The sequence below is a fragment of the Niabella sp. genome (genome assembly GCF_030150205.1).
Taxonomy (GTDB): Bacteria; Bacteroidota; Bacteroidia; order Chitinophagales; family Chitinophagaceae; genus Niabella.
The window spans coordinates 58638-77427 of record NZ_JASLGT010000020.1 but is presented as its reverse complement, the minus strand read 5'-3'; the positions used below and the strand labels follow the sequence as shown (position 1 = coordinate 77427).

The window sequence follows — 18790 nt, the reverse complement described above, 5'->3', positions numbered from 1 at the left end:
TAGTCTATCCGCGCTCCGGGCTCCTGAAAATAAAAAAAAATTGTTAACCGAGGCAACCTGCCCCGGAAATTTGCTGTATGTACTTATATATAAACCATTTCGTAACCTTATACATAGTGTTTGTCAGTACCGCCGAAGACCGAGTATAGCCTGTCAAGTATTGTAGGTGGCTGTAAGTTGGGTATACCCTCCTGGCAGCGGCGGTTGTATGAGCAATACTTTGGGTTTTCACTTTCCGTATGCCTGCGGTATACCGCTTCGCGGGAAGAGGCGCTGGAAATGGTGAACGACGGATTTGTAAGAGTATTCAGGGGCATGGCCCATTTTCAGGAACCGGAGGACCAGGAACATTTATCAAAAGTTTTCATGAGCTGGTTAAAGAAAATAATGATTCATACAAGCATCAACCACTACCAGTCTGCTAAAAGAAAAGCAGAGCGGGTTGATACCGGCCCCGGAGAGCTGCCTGCAGCCGCATCCGGAACTATGGCAGATCATATGGCGTACCTGGACCTGGTAAAACTGATCCAGAAATTAAGTCCGGCTTACCGGGCCACCTTCAGCCTGTTTGCCATTGAAGGGTTCAGTCATGAAGAAATTGCACAAACATTGGGCATATCGGTTGGCACTTCAAAATCCAACTTGATGAAGGCCCGTAAAAATCTCAGGGAAATGCTGGAGCAGCTAAATGAATAAAAAATTTTCAAATATGGACGATGAAGCGTTAGATAAACTCTTTCGCGATGCAGCCAGCCGCTTTCAGCATCCGGACGCCCCGGAAGGTGCATGGGATGATTTTTATAAAACAAAAATGCTTCCCGCCGGAAAAGATGCCGGGCAACGCCGTCCCCCGGTGCTGCGACGCTTCTGGCAACTGGCTGCCGCCTGCCTGTTGCTGGCCATAGCGGGACTGGTATGGATGCTTCAACAGCATCCGTTGACAGGACTTGCAGGCAGTTCATCCGTAGCAGGTATGGCTTCGGATGTCTTTAAAAAAGATTCGATTGTTTCTGCGGCTACAGATCAACTCCCTGTGACAGCGGCTACAGAAAATGATGAGAAGGCGCTTCGTTCTTTGAATACAATTATACCGGGAGGGATAACGGTTCCCCTGGAAAGGAGCGAACGCTCCCAGGCAAACAACGGACAGACGTTTCCGGCTCCGCTTAAAAATGCCGGAGTCGCACCGGAACACCGCCCTGCGGATAGCAGCCAACCACAGAGGCCCTATTTTTCACTGCGTGATAAATCTACGGGCGGGCGCCCGGCAGTTCCCGGGAACTATAATCCGTTCCTGACAGAAGGAGCTACGCCGGCAAGAACGGCAAACAGCCGCTGGCAGGTGGGGCTCATTGCCGGTTCCAACCTGGGAATGGTGCGGGGAGATGTATCTAAAAAGCCAGGCCTGAACGCCGGTCTGCTGGTACAGCGTAAGCTGGGACAATCGCGTTTTTCTGTAGAATCAGGTGTGGTATACGAATCCATGACCTACGATGTGAACAATGCAGACTTCAACCCCAACGGCAAACCGGTATCCGCCAAGGTTTCCAATATCGAAGGCTCCTGTACCATGATCGATGTGCCGGTAAACGTACGCTATGACGTAGTGGCCTCCAAAAAGAACAAGGCATTTGTAAGTACCGGTGTGTCGCCAACCGTGATCGTAAAACAGAGTTATATCTACGATTTTGACCGGGGTGAAGGGCCGGTGCCCATCAACCGGGATGTATCTGGCAAAGGAAAAAGTGTATATGCGGTAGCCAACCTTTCGATCGGCTACGAGCAAAGATGGGAGCATGTATCGGTACAGATCGCTCCCTATGTAAAGATCCCGATGGGTGAGATTGGGTATGGTAATTTAAGCCTGGGCGGGGTAGGCACACAGATCTCCATTAAAAAAGACTTGTAATGCAACATATTAATTCCATACTATAATCTTTAAAAAACCAACTACAATGAACAACTACTTAACAATCTCATTCCTGTGTATTAGCATCTTATTTATTTCCTGTAACAAGAATGTAGAATTTCGTCAGCAAGCTACAGCACGAGCAGCAACATCAATTACCCAATTGAATGATGTAACATCAACATTTTCTGATCTGGTAGACTTTCCAGTACACATAATAGTAAAGGAAAATAATTCCGGGAAAATGTATTTAACGTTTTGGCCTCTAGGAACAGATTACAAATCAGATTTCAAATTTGCTTCTAAATATACAGAGGCTGATGCTTCATCAAGTGGATATTCTTATGAATATCTTAAAAGTAAGCAAGCCTATTATTTGAGAATAGATCCTCAAGGGAATTTGCAGTTTTATAGAATCATCGGAGCCGCCGGTAGTGGTTTTATGGAGGCCAGAGTCTCAGGGATTGATAAACCCAGTGCTTGGGTGGGCGATACAACTTTAATAGTGAAAGATATTGATATTGTATCAGAGCCAGTATTCCCATCAGAGCCGTTATATTCCTGGAGAATACTAAGTGGAGCGACAAATCATCCAGGTTCCTATGTATTAAAAAATGTTGGATCCAACAGATTACTGGGATGTAGCTTAACTGGTGATAATATTTACGCCAGCACGGCTTATAGCACTGGTCGTCAGGAATTTGAAATAAGGCCCGCTGATGAATTCGAAATTGTTGATATTGAATATTTTAATGACGCATATGCCACCGTTTCTCAACAACCGGATTTCATAACTCAATGGTTTTATAGCAATAATACTTCTATTCAGCAAAGTATGTCCACTTCTTTCTCTCAAAGAGCAACTCAAACATCTTCGTTTTCTCAAACAACAGGAGGTTCTCTTACATTATCAGTGAACCTTAACGTTAAAGTTCCTTTTTTCAATGGAGGAATTCAAACAACTGTATCAGCAAATCATAGTGCAACTTATGGTAAGACCGAAACAAATGAAGACGCTCAAACCTATAATTTTCCAATAAACGTGGCTCCCAGGACAAGTGTTACAGCTACCGCCACGGTTGGCAGATATCTTATTAATATGAAATACAAAGCAACCTTGCGTGGTATAAATACAGGTAAATTATTAACAGTGGATGGTACATGGGAAGGTATTTCATGTACTGATGTTAAAGTGGCGCTGGTAGAAAAATCTTTAGATACAGGGGAAACATTACGTACCTCTACATTATCTAAAGTCCCGAAAACTACGTTTAGTTTTTAGTAGCAATTTTTGTCGTCCTTTTAAATTAGTAAATTATTTCAATATATACCTTTTCGATAAAAAATCTTGTAATGCGATAATATACAACTAAATAATCCTCTTATACAATTTAAATCTGTCATCATGAAAAAAAAGAATCTTTTTTCTACAGGAATCCTATTGGCCTTTATCGCCCTTGTGGCTGTTAATTGCGGCGGCGATAAAAAAAATTCCGTTGATACTCCTCCACCTTCAAACGATTGCACAACAGGGCTCACAGCTGGTGTCAATTTTACGGCTGTAAAAAGCGTGTTGGCTGCTAATTGTGTACGTTGCCATGGCGGTTCAAGTCCACAATCCGGTATCAATTTCGCTGACAATTGTACTATTGTTAGCAAGGCAGCACGTATAAAAGCAAGAGCTGTTGACCTTGGGGATATGCCTCAGGGCGGGCCATCATTGTCGCAGGGGGATAAAGATAAAATTACCGCATGGGTAAACGCGGGAGGCAAGTACAATAACTAGCAAATAAGCAGTAATCATCTTCATTCGTTAAACTTATCGCATAAGTACCGGATCCGTGCCTCAGCAGACAAGAAGAAGATATTGGGACGCTGAATCAATGACAGAACTTTTAATAATTAAGATTATGAAAAAAGGAAAACGGGTTTTGCAGCTCCTGCTGATCGCTGTGCTGCTGGGTGGCGGTTACGCGTATTACCAGTACAACCGGAAGCCGGCAGATGTAAAGGCGGAGCAGCCGGAAATCACCACAGATGCGGCAGCACTGGTGACCGCCTTTAGTAATGACGAATCCGCTGCCAACCGGAAATATGTGGAAAAGATCATTGCAGTAACCGGTAAGGTCACCGATGTAAAAATTGACACCATGGGGCAGGCAACGGTTTTTCTGGATAGCAGCGATCCGACAACTTCCGTTACCTGCAGCTTTTACGATACTGAGGCCACAGCAGTAAAAAAACTGTCAACCGGCCAGCAGGTAACTATTAAAGGCGTATGCACCGGAAAGCTGATAGATGTGGTCCTTAACAAATGCAGTATCGTTCAATAAAACTCTTATCATGAAAAAAACAGCCTTTGCGCTTTGTATGCTCCTGCTGCTGGCAAATGCAGGACTCGCACAGAAATACTTTACAAAAAACGGCACCGTTTCGTTTGAAGCAGGAACCGCACTGGAAGATATCATCGCCACGAATAAAACCACCGCCAGTGTGCTGGATGCCGCAACCGGCCAGTTGGAATTTGCCGTGCTGATAAAAGGTTTTGAGTTCCGCCGGGCCCTGATGCAGGAACATTTCAACGAAAATTACATGGAAAGCAGTAAATACCCCAAAGCGGTATTTAAAGGAAAGATCGTTAACCTGGCAGATGTTGCCTTTCAAAAACCGGGCAAATACCCGGTAACCGTAAAAGGTATCCTGGAGATACACGGTGTAAAGAAAGAGGTGACCGCTTCCGGATCACTGACGGTTTCCGGCGTAGGCGTTCAGGCACTGGCGAAATTCCCGGTAACCATTGCGGATTACAATATTTCCATCCCCGGTATTGTGAGCGACAAAATAGCCAAAACCGCCATGGTGTCCGTGAATTGTAACTATACTGTTTTAAAATAACGCTTCAACTACAAACCCAACTACTATGAAGTATTTAACAACAACGATCTTTCTTTTTGCGGTCTCCGTTATCCAGGCCCAGGAAAAAGATCTCCTCAATTTGATCGATTCTGCCGGAAGCGGACAGAAAGCATATGTTACCGGCGCTTTTAAATCGAGCCGGGTGATCAATGGTCATTCTATAGAGTTCATCGGGAAACATGTATTGGATGTACGCATCCTGCACCGGTTTGGCCGAGTGAACGACGGTATCGGGGAATTTTTCGGACTCGACCAGGCTGCTATGCGCATGGGATTTGATTATGGTCTTGGAAAAAACCTCACCATCGGCGTTGGCCGCAGCACAGCCGACAAAGAACTGGACGGCTTTATCAAATACCGGCCTATACAACAGGCTACAGGGGGTAAAGGTGCATCACCCGTTTCCGTGGTACTGGCGGCCGGGGCAGCGCTCACCACCCAAAAATTTGCCAGTGACGCAAAATTTACCGATACCAAACACCGGATGGCCTATTATAGTGAAGTGATCATCGGCCGTAAGTTCACGGAAGCCTTCAGCCTCCAGGTGTCGCCCACCTATGTACACCGGAACCTGGTGCCCGACCATACCGACGACAATGATACCTATGCTGTGGGGATCGGCGGCCGGCTGAAGCTTTCTAAAAGAGTGGCTTTTGTAGCTGATTATCATTACGTTGTTTCCGGCCTGAACAAAGATCTCTATAAAAATCCCCTGTCGCTGGGTTTTGATATTGAAACCGGCGGGCACGTATTCCAACTCCATTTCTCCAACGCCACCGGTATGAATGAAAAAGCATTTATTACCAATACCACCGATAGCTGGGGCAGCGGGGAAATACGTTTTGGTTTCAACCTGTCGCGGGTATTTACTATTGGAAAGAAGAGAAGCACCACCCGATCTTAATCCGTTCCTTTTTTTAAACACTTAAAACAAAAAATTATGTACGCTTATATTTCTACCCATTCCCGCAGGCATGCGCTTATTCCCGGTCTTATTATATTAATGGTATTACTGGTTGTTGCCAGCTGTTCCAGCGACGACAGTTATACCCCACCAGCTCCGGTGATGCAGGTAAAGCTGGCCACAAATGCAGCACTGGGAGATTACCTGGTAGATAAAGATGGCCGGACCCTTTACTTTTTTGCAAATGATTCTGCCACCGTAAACACCTGTGTTTCTGCCGGGTGTAAGGCTTTATGGCCTACTTTTTTTGCAGGTATTACCCCTCAAACCTTAGGAAAAGGGCTGGATATCAATGATTTTGACACCATCGGCACCGGGCCGTCCATGCAATTAGCCTATAAGGGACGGCCTTTATATTACTATGCCCCTGTAACCAACGGCACCAATACCCCTGAAGCTGCCGGCCAGGTTTTAGGCGAGGGCGTGGGCAATAACTGGTTTGTGGCCAAACCCGATTATACCATTACAGTTACGAACGCGCAGCTGGTAGGTGCCGATGGTAATAAATATGATTCAAACCTGGCGGTGATCAGCGGCTTCAGCAAAACACGCTACCTTACTGACGCCAGGGGCATAACTCTTTACGCTTTCACCAATGACAAGCTTAATACCAATAATTGCTCCGGAGGCTGCGCCACTGTATGGCCGGTTTATGAAATGGACAAAATAGTAGTGCCTTCATACCTTGACAAAACCAGGTTTACGGTAATCACCACATCTTCCGGTAAAAAGCAGCTGGCTTATAACGGATGGCCGCTTTATTATTATGTATCCGATAATATGATCATGGGACTTAATAAAGGCGTCTCTATAAGCTATCCCAGGTGGCCGGTGGTAGTGCGGAGCCGGGCTGCCGCTCCTGCCCCCTGATCATTATGCAGAGGTTCAATAGGTTTATATGAAAGCCGTCTTCTAAAAAAATTGAAGGCGGCTTTATTCATTTTAGTCCGTGGCCAATGGCAATACCCGGAAGTTTTGTAAATTGCGGTAGTGATAGATGAAAAAAAATACCCGCAGGAAGAAACGCCTTTGCCCGTATTGCAGGAACCGGATGTATGGATGAAAACCTTCTCCTCCCAGGAAGAAGCAGATTTACACCGGTTGAAAAAAAACCTTGCCCGTACGGATATGGAGCGCTTCCAAATCATGTGCCGTATGATACGGATTGGCAAAATGCTCTCCCAGGCCGGAAAAACGTCACGTTTGTAAAACCAGGATATGGATATATTTGATGAAGAATTATTGCAATTCTGGAAAGTATTAAACAAACACCAGGTCTTATATATTATGGTTGGAGGGTTTGCCGTTAATCTGCAAGGTTTTAACAGGGCAACAGAAGATTCTGATCTTTGGTTAAAAGACGAACTACAGAACCGGAGAAATTTCAGGAATGCGTTTAATGAACTGGGATATGGAGACTATCCTTCTTTTGAGACCATGCAATTTGTGCCTGGATGGACCGAGTTTTATATTGCTAATGGGTTGATCCTGGACATTATGACATCTATGAAAGGGCTGGAACATTTAAGCTTTGACGACTGTCTGAAAGAGGCGACCATTGCCGATCTAAATGGTATTAAAGTTCCCTTTCTCCATATCAACCATCTAATCGCCAATAAAAAAGCTGTAAACCGCCCCAAGGACCAGATCGATGTGATCGAGTTGGAACGGATTAAAAAAATCCTGGAAGAGGGATCCGCTTACCGCTAAAAACTTTAAATACCCGCCTGTAAATTCCCTTTTTTATCCATTTCAGCCTTATCTTTGCCGCAAATTTCAGAGCAGTATGGGTTTTAAATGGTTCAAATCCTTTATGGTAGCGGCTTTAAGCCTTTTTTTGGTGTCTTCGGCACAATCCGTTTTTGCACAACATGAGGAGCATGCGGAGGGCGCTGCCACTGAAGAAAAATTCAACCCTGGTGAAGCCATCCTGCATCACATTGCGGATGCCCATGAATGGCACTTCTTCTCCCTGAAAAATGCCGACGGAAGCGAATTTCATGGTACCATTCCCCTACCGGTGATCCTATACTCACCCCAGCGCGGATTTAGCGCCTTTATGTCTTCTGCATTTCATCATGAAACAGAGGCACATAACGGATACAAACTGGAACATGGCAAGGTAATCGCGGTTGACGAAGCCGGAAACCCTGATGAAACCGTTAAAGTATATGATTTTTCCATGACCAAGAACGTGGTTCAGATGCTGATCGCCCTGATCGTTCTGGTATGGCTGCTGACCACCATGGCAAAAAAATACAAAACCGGCCAGGGTGTTACTTCTGCTCCTAAAGGCATGCAAAATGCCATTGAGCCGGTAATCACCTTTGTACGGGATGATGTGGCCAAGCCCAACCTGGGCCCCAAGTACCAAAAATTTCTGCCATACTTATTAACCGTTTTCTTCTTTATCCTGATTAACAATATTTTCGGATTACTCCCCGGTGCCGCCAACGTAACCGGAAACATTGCCTTTACTGCAATGCTGGGGATCATTTCCTTCTTTGTGATCCTGTTCAACACAAACGGACACTACTGGCAGCATATTTTCTGGTTTCCGGGTGTACCCCTGCCGGTTAAGCTGCTGATGATGCCGGTGGAGCTGCTGGGTGTATTTACCAAGCCTTTCGCTCTTATCATCCGTTTGTTCGCCAACATGACAGCGGGGCACATTATCATCCTGAGTTTTGTGAGCTTAATTTTCATCTTTACCGAAATGTCAAAAACTGCGGGAGTATTGTTCACCCCCGTTTCCATTGCCTTTGCGGTATTCATTTATTTAATTGAAATTCTGGTAGCATTCATCCAGGCATATATCTTCACCAACCTTACAGCTGTATTCATCGGCGGTGCTATTGGTGATCATCATTATGAGGAAGACATTGTTACCCATCATTAATACGTTTTTATTTTAAATCAATTATAAAATCAGAGTCATGAGTTTAATGAACACTTTGTTGGAAGTAAGCGGAAGCTGGTCTCACTTTGGTGGTGCCGTAGGCGCTGGCCTTGCTGCAATCGGTGCTGGTATCGGTATCGGTCAAATTGGTAAAGGCGCTACTGAAGGTATCGCCCGTCAGCCTGAAGCTGCTAACGACATCCGTGGCGCTATGATCTTAACTGCTGCGTTTATCGAGGGTGTTGCCCTGTTTGCGGTAATCGCCGGTTTATTGGCCGTACTGAAGTAAGATCAGCGTTCACAAACAAAACATTACTGTACCCGGAGCAAAGGGCAATGGGTACAGTAAATTTTAAGTTTCTTCTTCGAGGTTTTTTGTTAGGTTTAAAACGCCGAACATCAAACATCAAATGTCAAATACACAAAAATGGAATTATTAACTCCCAATCTCGGTTATTTTGTATGGGCACTGGTTGCCTTCATCGTTGTATTCCTTATACTGAAAAAGTTTGCCTGGAAGCCCATCATCAAATCCTTAAATGAGCGGGAACAAAATATTGCCGGAGCCATTGCCTCTGCTGAAAAAGTAAAAGCAGAAATGGCCCAGTTACAAAGTGAGAACGAAGCGTTGCTGGCAAAAGCACGTGAAGAGCGGGCACAGCTGCTTAAAGAAGCGCGTGAAACAAAAGATAAAATTGTTAATGAAGCTAAAGAGCAGGCCAAAACCGAAGCAAGCAAAATCATTGCTGATGCCCAGCAGGCTATCAATGCTCAAAAAATGGCTGCCCTTACCGATGTGAAGAATGAAGTGGGTAAAATGGTGATCGAGGTAAGCGAAAAAGTACTGAAACAACAACTGGCAGGTCAGGGCAAGCAGGAAGAGTATATCAACAGCCTGGTTCACTCTATCAAACTGAACTAAACCGGTTCCGGAATCGTTCTACATTTCACATTTTATATTCGTTATTCTACATTTAAGTTATGCCTAATCCCCGTTTAGCCTCCAGATATGCAAAAGCCCTGTTAGACCTGGCAAAAGAAAAAGACCAGGTAGCGGCTGTATTTGCTGATGTGCAGTGGCTGCAGGCGGTATGCAAAGAAAGCAAGGAATTCGTAAATCTGTTGCGTAGCCCCATTATCAAGGCCGATAAGAAAAAGAGCATCGTAAACGCCATTACCGGCAATCATATCGGCGCCCTTACCAAAGGCTTTGCCAATCTGCTTATCTCAAAAAACAGGGAAGCCATCCTTCCTGAGATTTTACCGGCTTTTATTGAGCAGTATAAAGTGTTGAACAACATTCATACTGTAAAGCTGACAACAGCCGTTCCGGTTAATGATGCGGTAAAGGCCAATATCATCGAGCAGGTAAAAAAAGCATCCGGTCAGCAAAATATTGAACTGGAAGCCACCGTTAATCCCGATATCATCGGAGGTTTTGTTCTGGAAATGGGCGATAAAATGGTAGACGCCAGCATCAGCTATGATCTGAAGGCTATTTCCAAACAGTTTAAGAATAATGATTTTATTTACAAGGTACGGTAAGCATACTTCCTTTAAAAAATAATACAGCCCTGTTCCAAAAGAATGGGGCTTTTCTTTTTTCATATAGATACTGCAGAAAAAGGGGCGGTTTTTTAAGATTCCGATACCTGGCATTAGCATAACTTAAAAGAAAAGACCATACAACCGTTTTCGGGTATAGTTGAAACGAAATAAATATTCAAAATTTTAGCCCCCTGCCGCTTTCATATAAATAAAATAACATATCTTAGTAACAGTAATGCACCAATCCCTTCCCGTTGCATTGCCTTATTTTTATGACCACCAAACTAAAAGCATGAAAAATATATTGCCGTTGTTTCTCCTTCTGTTGTGTTTGTCCTGTACAAAATCTAAAAGAGAGGCTACACCAAATCCGCCGGAGTCAAACCCACCTGAGCTTCCCAAAGAAGCAAGCTATCAGCTAAAGGAAAGTCTGCTTCTACCTGATTCAGGGAGTACCAAGAATGCAACGTTGTTAGATGGTCAGTGGACAATCCGTTATATTACTGGAGAAACCCTCATTTACAATCCAAATGCAATCATCATTTCCAATTCTGGAAGCGAGATCGCAGCCCGGGCCGGATGCAATTACATGTTGGTTCGCTTTAATATTTTAAACGATAAGCTCCAACCCTTCTATACCCAAATGTCGGCGTTGGGCTGCCTGGGAAAGGTAGACAATGACAGAGGTTTATGGGATGCTATGCGAAAATTCAGGAGCTTTTCTGTGAGCACGTCAGGAGTCTGGTTAAAAGACAGCCTGGGAAACGTGCTGGTCTTTGCACAAAGACAGTAACCGGTCAATACAGCTATTGCAGCTGCTCCAGATGCTCAATCCGTTCCTCCGGCAGCAATAAATGCGTTTGTATACCCAGCTCCTGCGCCGTGGGCAGGTTGGTAAAGCTGTCGTCTATAAACAGGGTTTCGGAAGCCGCTATCTCTGCATCCTCCAATACGAAGGCATAGGTATCTATATCCGGTTTCCGGCGTTTGATATCATGGGAATAATACGCCTTTGTAAAAAAAGACTCCAATGAAGGATAAACCGTTTCTTCTTTCAGCGTTTTTGAAAAATGATCATAATGGATCTGGTTGGTATTGCTGAGCAAAAACAGGTTGTATTTACTGGCAAGGGGTATTAAAAAATCGAGACTGGGCTTGCGGTAGTCCAGCAGCATGGCGTTCCAGGCCTGCTCCAGCTGTGCATCCGGAATGGGCTTTTTTAGCAGGCTCCGGAGCCCCTCATAAAACGCCGGTGCAGCAATCAGTCCCTTCTCCAGCTCCTGAAAAATAGGCGCCGCTTTATACTGCGAAAACTTATCTTCAAAATCGTCAAACCCCAGGGCCTCAAATGCAGCAAATGACCGCTTAAAATCAAGATTCAGCAATACCCCCCCAAAATCAAAAATTACATTTTTAATCATGGTTCAAAGATAGGTTTTTGTAAGGGTGAAATATTTTTCGCCCTTACAGCCCCTATCTTTGCCGCCTAATAAAAAACTATGGCAACTACAAAAATTACAGTGAATAATAACGGGTCGCTAAGAATTGAAGGCGATTTTGAAATCGTGGATAAGGAAGGAAATCCCTATGACCTGGGCGGAAGAACCGTCGTATCGCTTTGCCGCTGCGGAAAATCAGTAAATAAACCTTTTTGCGATGGCAGCCATAAAGGACATTTTGAACATGAAGCGGTTGCTTTTGCCCTGCCTCCCAGGAAAACGGATTAAGCTTCCGGGCGCCTAATTTTGCAATATGTATACTTTAAAAAAATCACTGGGTCAGCATTTCCTAAAAGATGACAATATCTGCAGGAAAATCGTTGATGCCGTTGCCGGTGAAAAACCGGAGCAACTCCTGGAAGTAGGCCCCGGTGGCGGAGCCATCACCCGTTACCTGGTGCAGCTGCCAGGCGTATCGTTTAAGGCTGTAGAGCTGGATGAAGAAAAGGTACAATATCTTTCGGCTACTTATCCACAGCTGAAGGACAAGCTCATCCATGAAAGCATACTGGATACAGCGGCCCCTTTTGAAGGTACTTTTCATATCGTAGGCAATTTCCCCTATAATATTTCCACACAGATCCTTTTTAAGATCCTCGACTGGAAAGCACAGGTCCCCGTCATTACCGGGATGTTTCAAAAAGAGGTGGCACAACGGGTGGCCGCAGCACCCGGCTCCAAAATTTATGGAGTGATCAGCGTATTGATGCAGGCTTTTTATGAAGTAGACTACATGTTTGATGTAAGCGAACAATCATTCAATCCACCACCCAAGGTAAAAAGCGGGGTGATCCGGCTCCGGAGACGACAAACGACCGAACCTGTAAAGTCAGACCGGGCCTTTACCGTACTGGTAAAAACAGCGTTCAATCAAAGAAGGAAAACACTGCGAAATGCCGTAAAATCCTTGTTCGACGAAGCAGCATTAAAAGACGATATCTTTAATAAACGTGCTGAACAATTATCGGTCAGCGATTTTGCTGCACTCAGCTTTAAAATGAAATAATCGCTCCAGGTTTTATTTATTTTAAAAAAAAAAAAATATTGATGAAAGAAAAAGTGATCATTACAGGAAACGCACATCCCATACTCCAGGCAACCCTGGAGGAAAAAGGATTTGAGGTTTCCTACCTGCCAAAAATCACCTATGAAGAATTGATGGCACAGGCACGGGATATTACCGGACTGGTATTAACTACCCGCATTACGGTAGATAAACCGTTGCTGGATGCTGCTCCTGCGCTTAAATGGATCGGACGCCTGGGAAGCGGCATGGAATTGATCGATGTACCTTATGCTCAAAGCAAGGGCATTCTTTGTGTAAGCAGCCCCGAGGGCAACCGCAATGCTGTTGCGGAACAAAGTATGGGTATGCTGCTGATGCTGCTCAATAAAATGAATATTGCCGTTCCGGAAGTACAGCAGTTCATCTGGAAACGGGAAGAGAACCGGGGTACCGAACTTACCGGGAAAACGGTGGGCATCATTGGCTATGGAAATACCGGCTGGGCCTTCGCCCGCCTGTTGCAGCCTTTTAATGTAACCGTGCTGGCCTACGATAAATTCAAAAATGATTTTGCGCACGACCATGTAAAAGAAGCTTCGCTGGAACAGGTTTGCCGCTATTCGGATGTGATCAGTTTTAATGTGCCGCTAACTTCCGATACAAAGGGCATGCTCACCCTTGAGCTCATGAAAACCATGCAGCAAAAACCCATTATCCTCAACGCCAGCCGTGGTAAGGTCATTCATCTTCCCACACTGTATGAAGGACTCAAACAGGGGTTGATTGCCGGTGCCTGCCTGGATGTACTGGAAAATGAAAAACTGGACACCTACACACCGGAAGAAAAAGAAACCTTGCAAGCACTTCTGAATCAACCGAATGTGATCATCACACCGCATATTGCCGGATACAGTCATGAAGCCTTTTACAAAATGGCTACAGTTCTGTTAAAAAAGCTGGGTATAAAGGAATTGTAATCCTTTTTAGTTATATTTGTTTATATAGGTAATGCAACGCTTCAGTAATGTCTGAGGCGTTGTTATTTTTTTCTGTTTATTCTAAAGTAACGCATATGACGATACAATATGTAACAAAGGAAACATTAGAGCAAATGAAGGAAGAGCTGCAGCACATGAAGGGTGTAGAGCGGCCGGCTGCCAGCAAGGCCATTGCTGAAGCACGTGAAAAAGGAGACCTGAAAGAAAATGCAGAGTATGATGCAGCCAAGGAGGCCCAGGGTATTCTTGAAGCAAAAATTGCGGCGCTGGAAGGTGCATTGGCAAATGCCCGTGTGTTAGATGAGTCCACGATTGATACCAGTAAAGTATCCATTCTAACCAAAGTAAAACTCACCAATCTCAAAACAAAAAAACAGGTTATTTACCAGCTCGTAAGTGAGCAGGAAGCCGATTTAAAAGCCGGAAAAATATCCATTACTTCCCCCATCGGAAAGGGCATCCTGGGAAAAGAACCCGGTGATGTGGCCGATGTACTGGCACCGGCTGGTGTAATTCAGTTTAAAATTGAAGAAATCTCGATATAATTTTTTAGCCGGCAGCGGTGCATGACCGGACTTTTCTTGTGTCACTCACTTATACTGCAGTACTAAACTCAGCTTTTTTAAGCCGCTCCGGTTCAACCGGGGCGGTTTTTGTTTCGGGGAAAAACCGGGATAAAAACAGTGGCTGATGAAACATCGCAAAACCAACAGGCATCCGCAGCCCGGCCGCAAAAAAAGAGCAGGATAATAGCAATAAAATATCTCTTCGGGAGGCGAAATATTTGAGCTAACTTGCCCACACATCAATATATGCTTAAATATGCAACAGCCCCAGTTTAACAACAATGCAGCCGGAAAAAAAGCATTAACAATTACAAAAAAGCATACGAAGGATGTACTTAGTAAAGTACAGCAGACTTTTAACCGGCTGGTAAAAAGAATAGAGAAGCTCCAGGTTGAGCTTAAAACCACCACTGAAGCGCTTGACAAAAAACTGAACTATTATACAGAACAGGTTTACCCGGTCAGTAAAGAACTGACACAACTCCGGAACACGCTGTTAAAACAACTTTATGCGATCTATAAAGATAAATCACTGCAGCTGTCCAATTGGCGCAAGTATTTAAAGACCCTGTTAAAAGCGCAGCTGAATGAATACCTGGCAGAAGAGGAACATCCGGATGATGAGATAAAATCCATATTTAAGGCCGTATTTAATAAAAGCTACGATGCTGCCTTAAAACGGGAAATGGATGAATACTTTGAGGATATGAAAAGCGACATAGAATCTATGTTTGAAGCGGCCGGATTTTCGATGAACCTCGACGAACTGCACAGTGGAATGACTCCGGAAGAGATGCTTGCAAAAACAGCAGAAATAGAAGAAACCCTTTACAGGCAGGCGGAAGAAAAGGAAAAACCAACTGGTAAAAAAACAAAAAAACAGCTGGAGCGGGAAGAAAAAGAACGTCAGGCCGAAGCAGCAAAAAGCAAGAACATCAGCAGTATTTACAAACAACTTGCAAAAATTTTTCACCCGGACCTTGAGCCGGACCCCGGTCTGAAGCTGCAAAAAGAAGAGCTGATGAAGCAACTTACAACAGCCTATGAAAACAACGATCTGCATACGCTGTTGCGATTGGAACTGCAATGGGTGCAAAATGAGGAAGCAGCAGATAACCGCCTCACGGATGAAAAGCTGTCCGTATACAACGAAATCATGAAAGAGCAGGTACTGAACCTCGAAAACGAGATCGATGACCTGTATGAACATCCCCGTTATGCTTCCCTTCGCCAATTTGTGCACCTTCCCTGGCAATTAAAACAGCTGCGGTTGGAGCCTGAATTGAAACAATTAAAAGAAATTAAAAAAAGTATCGAACATACATTAACAGATCTTTCCGATCCAAAGATGACGTTGCCGGTGGTACAGCAGCTTATTGAAGACTTCCTTTCAAGCGATGATGAACCTGATTTTTCTGAATTAGCTGACCTGCTTGGTCAATACATGTCAACCGGTAACTCCGCCAGGCGAAAAAGAAAATAACCGCATTTTTCAGGGTGCTGGCCGGCACATGGTTATTTGCATGTGCCGGCCGGCTTGCCCGCTATTTTGTATCTTTAGCGTTAAAAGAGCGCTTCATGACCATCTTTTCAAAAATCATCGCGGGAGAAATCCCTTCCTATAAAATTGCAGAAAGCGATAAATTCATTGCGTTCCTGGACATTATGCCCCTGCGCAAAGGCCATACCCTGGTGGTGCCCAAAATTGAGGTAGACAACCTGTTTGATGTACCCGATGACTTTCTTTCGGAATTACTGGTATTTGCAAAGCCAATTGCAAAAGCTATTGAAAAAAGCTTTGACTGTAACCGCTGCGGCCTGAGCGTGGTAGGTATTGAAGTACCACATGCCCATGTACACCTGATCCCGCTGAATAATGCCAATGATGTTAACTTTCTACAACCCAAGCTAAAATTATCTCCGGAAGAAATGAAGGAAGTGCAGGAACGGATTGTAGGGAACTTATAAAAGGTGGCGCATTTTTCCGGGTGATCCTGGGAGAACCTGAAAAAAACAACCTGCCGGTGGTTTTGTTATGCTACCGGTTTCAGTTTCGCCGTAAAATGCCGCAGTAACGGCGCTTCATAAACAATTTCATACCCTTTGAGCTCCTGCCGCTTCTTAAATACATCGATGATGATCTCCGCTACATAGTCGATATGACTTTGTGTGTATACCCTGCGGGGCACAGCCAGCCGTACCAGTTCCATCTGCGCAGGGATCAGGGAGCCATCCGCTGCATATTTTCCAAACATCAGGGAACCGATCTCCACACTTCGGATGCCGCCTTCTATATACAATGCATTGCTCAGCGTGAGGCCCGGGTACTGATGCAGCGGTATATGTGGCAAAAATGCTTTTGCATCCAGGTATACGGCATGCCCCCCAACCGGTTTTACAAAGGGTACACCCGCTGCCTCCAGCTTTTCACCAATGTACTCCATACTGCGGATGCGGTATTTCAGGTAATGCTCGTCCATAATTTCTTCCAGCCCAACCGCAATGGCCTCCAGGTCGCGGCCAGCCAGCCCTCCGTAGGTAGGAAAGCCCTCTGTAATCACCAGCAGGTTCCGGCATTCCTGGGTTAAGGCATCATCATTCAATGCCAGGAAGCCCCCGATATTCGCAAACGCATCCTTTTTAGCGCTCATGGTGCAGCCGTCTGCGTAGGAAAAAACCTCGCTGGCGATCGCTTCCATCGTTTTAGTAGCATAGCCCTCCTCCCGTTGCTTTATAAAATAGCAGTTCTCTGCAAACCGGCAGGCATCAATAAAAAATGCAATACCGTGTTTTTTGCAAATCCGGCTCGCTTCGCGGATATTCTCCATGCTCACCGGTTGCCCGCCACCGGAATTATTGGTAATGGTAATGATGCACATGGCAATTTGTGCGGCTCCTTTTTCTTTGATGGTTTTTTCCAGGACAACCAGGTCGATATTTCCCTTAAAAGGCGCAATGGTAGCTGGCTGCCGGCCTGCTTCCGTGAGCAGGTCGATCCCTTCTGCCCCTGAAAATTCAATATTCGCCCGCGTGGTATCAAAAAGGGTGTTGCTTAAAAAGTATTTTCCCTTACCCCCGGTAATCGTAAACAGTATTTTCTCCGATGCCCTTCCCTGGTGTGTGGGAATGATGTTTTTCATTCCGGTGATCTTTTTTACAGCGGCTTCAAAGCGATAAAAACTCCTGCTGCCGGCATAGGACTCATCACCTTCCATTATAGCGGCCCATTGCCGGCTGCTCATGGCCGATGTGCCGCTATCGGTAAGCAGATCAATCAGCACATCGTCTGCATGGATCAAAAAAGGATTATAAAAAGCTTGCTCTAAAATGCCGGCACGTTGTGCCTTTGTGGTGAACCGTAGCGGTTCCACCGATTTAATACGGAAGGGTTCAATAATGGTGGTTGCCATACACTGTTTTTGGGATGATCAATAAAAATGAAAATGCCATAAAGGAAGCACATCCAAAACAGGCAGCGCTCCCCGCAGGAATGCGGAGCGCTACGTAGGACTTTTTATTACTTTTTGCCAAAGCGGGAGCATATACAATATTAAGAAAAATCCCGCAATGTTTGCATCGCCACAGGTGATGGAATAATGATGCGAGGCGTGGACGCCTCGCATAACTGGAGCAGAACTGGACGCCTCGCGTCACCAGGAACGATCGTTAAAACGACTCATCCGCGCTGGGACCATAGCTACCCGGTATCGGAATATCCAGTAAGCGCAGGAATACACCCAGCTGTGCGCGATGGTGGATGATCTGCGATAAAGACATCCGGATCACATCTGCTTTCGGATCATTACTGTAAATGGTTTCCCCCTTGCGCATGGTCCAGGGCTTATCCAGTATTGCATCCGTTGCTTTTGCCAGGTTTTCACGACCATCGGCTACACTTTTTTCAAACAGCGCTACCAGTGACGCGGTATCATTGATCGGTGTGGGCTTATAGTCCATCGTGGCAAAATCAATCCCGTCCGTATTCAGGGCCATACTCACCCAGGTAGGCAGCTCCGCAATATGCGTTGCCAGCTGGCGGATGGTCATACTTTTCGGATGCGGCTGCCAGTCGTATTTATCGTCCGGTACAATGGCCAAAAACTTACGGGTAGTAGCGATTTCTTTCTCAAAATCACGCTGAAAAACTTCAACTCTGTTCATAACGATTTTATTTTTTGTTTAAAATTACAAGTGATCCGGGCAGGGTTGCAATATCATAACCTTCCCGGCGCATAAAACGGGTGATCATTTCGGTATCCAGTTGTGCTGCAGATTCAACCCGGAGTATATGATCACAATCCTCCAGGTCAAAATTCACCTTTGCCTGCCATAAAAGCGCCTCCAGGCTCTTTATCAGCTTTGCTGCTGCGGGTCTGTGCTGCACATTGGTTTTAAAAACTTCTATGGACGTTTTCATCATTGTGTTAAGGACTTTTCCGCCCTTGATACAAAGTAATACAGGGTTGGTGACAGCTGTATGTCAGG

The 18790-nt window shown here is 45.0% G+C and carries 25 protein-coding genes; 21 read left to right on the top strand and 4 right to left on the bottom strand.

The features are described from left to right. Nucleotides 1-120: 120 nt before the first annotated feature. The 15 genes from Q1V85_RS16130 (at nt 121) to Q1V85_RS16060 (ending at nt 11029) form a co-directional block, all read left to right on the top strand. Nucleotides 121-696, top strand: coding sequence for a sigma-70 family RNA polymerase sigma factor (locus Q1V85_RS16130; RefSeq protein WP_300601517.1), 576 nt, complete (start codon nt 121-123; stop codon nt 694-696). Nucleotides 697-709: 13 nt separating this feature from the next. Beyond that, entirely contained in the window at nt 710-1909 is a 1200-nt protein-coding gene (locus tag Q1V85_RS16125) for an outer membrane beta-barrel protein (protein ID WP_300601516.1), read from the top strand. Between the two features lie 46 nt (nt 1910-1955). Beyond that, nucleotides 1956-3191, top strand: a complete 1236-nt coding sequence (locus tag Q1V85_RS16120; protein ID WP_300601515.1) for an ETX/MTX2 family pore-forming toxin — start codon at nt 1956-1958, stop codon at nt 3189-3191. Between the two features lie 123 nt (nt 3192-3314). Beyond that, nucleotides 3315-3695: a cytochrome c gene (locus Q1V85_RS16115; protein WP_300601514.1), complete on the top strand. Its 381-nt coding sequence runs from the start codon at nt 3315-3317 to the stop codon at nt 3693-3695. Nucleotides 3696-3819: 124 nt separating this feature from the next. Continuing rightward, complete coding sequence (locus Q1V85_RS16110) at nt 3820-4242, top strand: hypothetical protein (RefSeq protein ID WP_300601513.1); 423 nt, start codon at nt 3820-3822, stop codon at nt 4240-4242. Nucleotides 4243-4252: 10 nt separating this feature from the next. Beyond that, the gene (locus tag Q1V85_RS16105) at nt 4253-4804 is read left to right on the top strand and encodes a YceI family protein (RefSeq protein WP_300601512.1); all 552 of its coding nucleotides are present in this window, start codon (nt 4253-4255) and stop codon (nt 4802-4804) included. Between the two features lie 25 nt (nt 4805-4829). Next, nucleotides 4830-5729 carry a DUF5777 family beta-barrel protein gene (locus Q1V85_RS16100; RefSeq protein WP_300601511.1) on the top strand — a complete coding sequence of 300 codons (900 nt, stop codon included), beginning with the start codon at nt 4830-4832 and terminating at the stop codon, nt 5727-5729. Nucleotides 5730-5765: 36 nt separating this feature from the next. Beyond that, nucleotides 5766-6659 carry a hypothetical protein gene (locus tag Q1V85_RS16095; RefSeq protein ID WP_300601510.1) on the top strand — a complete coding sequence of 298 codons (894 nt, stop codon included), beginning with the start codon at nt 5766-5768 and terminating at the stop codon, nt 6657-6659. A gap of 120 nt (nt 6660-6779) precedes the next feature. After that, nucleotides 6780-6998, top strand: coding sequence for a hypothetical protein (locus tag Q1V85_RS16090; RefSeq protein WP_300601509.1), 219 nt, complete (start codon nt 6780-6782; stop codon nt 6996-6998). 9 nt (nt 6999-7007) lie between these two features. Continuing rightward, nucleotides 7008-7499, top strand: coding sequence for a hypothetical protein (locus Q1V85_RS16085; protein ID WP_300601508.1), 492 nt, complete (start codon nt 7008-7010; stop codon nt 7497-7499). Between the two features lie 76 nt (nt 7500-7575). Then, on the top strand, nt 7576-8688 hold the full coding sequence (gene atpB, locus Q1V85_RS16080) for a F0F1 ATP synthase subunit A (protein ID WP_300601507.1): 1113 nt from the start codon (nt 7576-7578) through the stop codon (nt 8686-8688). A gap of 37 nt (nt 8689-8725) precedes the next feature. Further along, a complete protein-coding gene (gene atpE, locus Q1V85_RS16075) occupies nt 8726-8977 on the top strand; it encodes an ATP synthase F0 subunit C (protein WP_067761131.1) in 252 nt (83 codons plus the stop codon). A 138-nt stretch (nt 8978-9115) separates the two neighbouring features. After that, nucleotides 9116-9610 (top strand): F0F1 ATP synthase subunit B, encoded by a 495-nt coding sequence (atpF, locus tag Q1V85_RS16070; RefSeq protein WP_300601506.1) that lies wholly within the window; start codon nt 9116-9118, stop codon nt 9608-9610. 59 nt (nt 9611-9669) lie between these two features. Next, nucleotides 9670-10233, top strand: a complete 564-nt coding sequence (gene atpH, locus Q1V85_RS16065; RefSeq protein ID WP_300601505.1) for an ATP synthase F1 subunit delta — start codon at nt 9670-9672, stop codon at nt 10231-10233. 295 nt (nt 10234-10528) lie between these two features. After that, nucleotides 10529-11029, top strand: a complete 501-nt coding sequence (locus tag Q1V85_RS16060) for a hypothetical protein (RefSeq protein ID WP_300601504.1) — start codon at nt 10529-10531, stop codon at nt 11027-11029. Between the two features lie 13 nt (nt 11030-11042). Here the strand turns inward: Q1V85_RS16060 and Q1V85_RS16055 are convergent, their stop codons facing one another. Then, the gene (locus Q1V85_RS16055) at nt 11043-11657 is read right to left on the bottom strand and encodes an HAD family phosphatase (protein ID WP_300601503.1); all 615 of its coding nucleotides are present in this window, start codon (nt 11655-11657) and stop codon (nt 11043-11045) included. Between the two features lie 78 nt (nt 11658-11735). On the opposite strand from Q1V85_RS16055, the gene Q1V85_RS16050 reads away from it, so the two are divergent. The 6 genes from Q1V85_RS16050 to Q1V85_RS16025 all read left to right on the top strand — a co-directional run bounded on the left by Q1V85_RS16050 (nt 11736) and on the right by Q1V85_RS16025 (nt 16273). Beyond that, nucleotides 11736-11963 carry a CDGSH iron-sulfur domain-containing protein gene (locus tag Q1V85_RS16050; protein ID WP_300601501.1) on the top strand — a complete coding sequence of 76 codons (228 nt, stop codon included), beginning with the start codon at nt 11736-11738 and terminating at the stop codon, nt 11961-11963. A gap of 25 nt (nt 11964-11988) precedes the next feature. Beyond that, complete coding sequence (gene rsmA / locus Q1V85_RS16045) at nt 11989-12741, top strand: 16S rRNA (adenine(1518)-N(6)/adenine(1519)-N(6))-dimethyltransferase RsmA (protein ID WP_300601500.1); 753 nt, start codon at nt 11989-11991, stop codon at nt 12739-12741. A gap of 41 nt (nt 12742-12782) precedes the next feature. Beyond that, complete coding sequence (locus tag Q1V85_RS16040) at nt 12783-13718, top strand: NAD(P)-dependent oxidoreductase (protein ID WP_300601573.1); 936 nt, start codon at nt 12783-12785, stop codon at nt 13716-13718. Between the two features lie 95 nt (nt 13719-13813). Continuing rightward, complete coding sequence (greA, locus tag Q1V85_RS16035; protein WP_300601499.1) at nt 13814-14284, top strand: transcription elongation factor GreA; 471 nt, start codon at nt 13814-13816, stop codon at nt 14282-14284. A gap of 277 nt (nt 14285-14561) precedes the next feature. Continuing rightward, entirely contained in the window at nt 14562-15788 is a 1227-nt protein-coding gene (locus Q1V85_RS16030; protein WP_300601498.1) for a hypothetical protein, read from the top strand. Nucleotides 15789-15883: 95 nt separating this feature from the next. Then, nucleotides 15884-16273 carry an HIT family protein gene (locus Q1V85_RS16025; RefSeq protein WP_300601497.1) on the top strand — a complete coding sequence of 130 codons (390 nt, stop codon included), beginning with the start codon at nt 15884-15886 and terminating at the stop codon, nt 16271-16273. 65 nt (nt 16274-16338) lie between these two features. On the opposite strand, the gene Q1V85_RS16020 is transcribed toward Q1V85_RS16025, so the two are convergent. From Q1V85_RS16020 to Q1V85_RS16010, 3 genes are all read right to left on the bottom strand, one after another. Beyond that, nucleotides 16339-17715: a tryptophanase gene (locus Q1V85_RS16020; RefSeq protein WP_300601496.1), complete on the bottom strand. Its 1377-nt coding sequence runs from the start codon at nt 17713-17715 to the stop codon at nt 16339-16341. Between the two features lie 256 nt (nt 17716-17971). After that, nucleotides 17972-18466, bottom strand: coding sequence for a DinB family protein (locus Q1V85_RS16015; protein WP_300601495.1), 495 nt, complete (start codon nt 18464-18466; stop codon nt 17972-17974). 7 nt (nt 18467-18473) lie between these two features. Then, on the bottom strand, nt 18474-18725 hold the full coding sequence (locus tag Q1V85_RS16010) for a hypothetical protein (RefSeq protein ID WP_300601494.1): 252 nt from the start codon (nt 18723-18725) through the stop codon (nt 18474-18476). Between the last annotated feature and the right edge of the window lie 65 nt (nt 18726-18790).

Bases quoted from the DNA above. Each gene is read 5' to 3' on its own strand.
- Q1V85_RS16060 (WP_300601504.1), top strand. From the start codon at position 10,529: ATGAAAAATATATTGCCGTTGTTTCTCCTTCTGTTGTGTTTGTCCTGT.
- Q1V85_RS16025 (WP_300601497.1), top strand. From the start codon at position 15,884: ATGACCATCTTTTCAAAAATCATCGCGGGAGAAATCCCTTCCTATAAA.
- Q1V85_RS16015 (WP_300601495.1), bottom strand. From the start codon at position 18,466: ATGAACAGAGTTGAAGTTTTTCAGCGTGATTTTGAGAAAGAAATCGCT.
- Q1V85_RS16085 (WP_300601508.1), top strand. From the start codon at position 7,008: ATGGATATATTTGATGAAGAATTATTGCAATTCTGGAAAGTATTAAAC.
- greA (WP_300601499.1), top strand. From the start codon at position 13,814: ATGACGATACAATATGTAACAAAGGAAACATTAGAGCAAATGAAGGAA.
- Q1V85_RS16120 (WP_300601515.1), top strand. From the start codon at position 1,956: ATGAACAACTACTTAACAATCTCATTCCTGTGTATTAGCATCTTATTT.
- Q1V85_RS16010 (WP_300601494.1), bottom strand. From the start codon at position 18,725: ATGATGAAAACGTCCATAGAAGTTTTTAAAACCAATGTGCAGCACAGA.
- Q1V85_RS16055 (WP_300601503.1), bottom strand. From the start codon at position 11,657: ATGATTAAAAATGTAATTTTTGATTTTGGGGGGGTATTGCTGAATCTT.
- Q1V85_RS16105 (WP_300601512.1), top strand. From the start codon at position 4,253: ATGAAAAAAACAGCCTTTGCGCTTTGTATGCTCCTGCTGCTGGCAAAT.
- Q1V85_RS16125 (WP_300601516.1), top strand. From the start codon at position 710: ATGGACGATGAAGCGTTAGATAAACTCTTTCGCGATGCAGCCAGCCGC.
- Q1V85_RS16110 (WP_300601513.1), top strand. From the start codon at position 3,820: ATGAAAAAAGGAAAACGGGTTTTGCAGCTCCTGCTGATCGCTGTGCTG.
- atpF (WP_300601506.1), top strand. From the start codon at position 9,116: ATGGAATTATTAACTCCCAATCTCGGTTATTTTGTATGGGCACTGGTT.
- Q1V85_RS16020 (WP_300601496.1), bottom strand. From the start codon at position 17,715: ATGGCAACCACCATTATTGAACCCTTCCGTATTAAATCGGTGGAACCG.
- Q1V85_RS16100 (WP_300601511.1), top strand. From the start codon at position 4,830: ATGAAGTATTTAACAACAACGATCTTTCTTTTTGCGGTCTCCGTTATC.
- Q1V85_RS16030 (WP_300601498.1), top strand. From the start codon at position 14,562: ATGCAACAGCCCCAGTTTAACAACAATGCAGCCGGAAAAAAAGCATTA.
- atpB (WP_300601507.1), top strand. From the start codon at position 7,576: ATGGGTTTTAAATGGTTCAAATCCTTTATGGTAGCGGCTTTAAGCCTT.
- Q1V85_RS16050 (WP_300601501.1), top strand. From the start codon at position 11,736: ATGGCAACTACAAAAATTACAGTGAATAATAACGGGTCGCTAAGAATT.
- Q1V85_RS16115 (WP_300601514.1), top strand. From the start codon at position 3,315: ATGAAAAAAAAGAATCTTTTTTCTACAGGAATCCTATTGGCCTTTATC.
- rsmA (WP_300601500.1), top strand. From the start codon at position 11,989: ATGTATACTTTAAAAAAATCACTGGGTCAGCATTTCCTAAAAGATGAC.
- atpE (WP_067761131.1), top strand. From the start codon at position 8,726: ATGAGTTTAATGAACACTTTGTTGGAAGTAAGCGGAAGCTGGTCTCAC.
- Q1V85_RS16095 (WP_300601510.1), top strand. From the start codon at position 5,766: ATGTACGCTTATATTTCTACCCATTCCCGCAGGCATGCGCTTATTCCC.
- atpH (WP_300601505.1), top strand. From the start codon at position 9,670: ATGCCTAATCCCCGTTTAGCCTCCAGATATGCAAAAGCCCTGTTAGAC.
- Q1V85_RS16040 (WP_300601573.1), top strand. From the start codon at position 12,783: ATGAAAGAAAAAGTGATCATTACAGGAAACGCACATCCCATACTCCAG.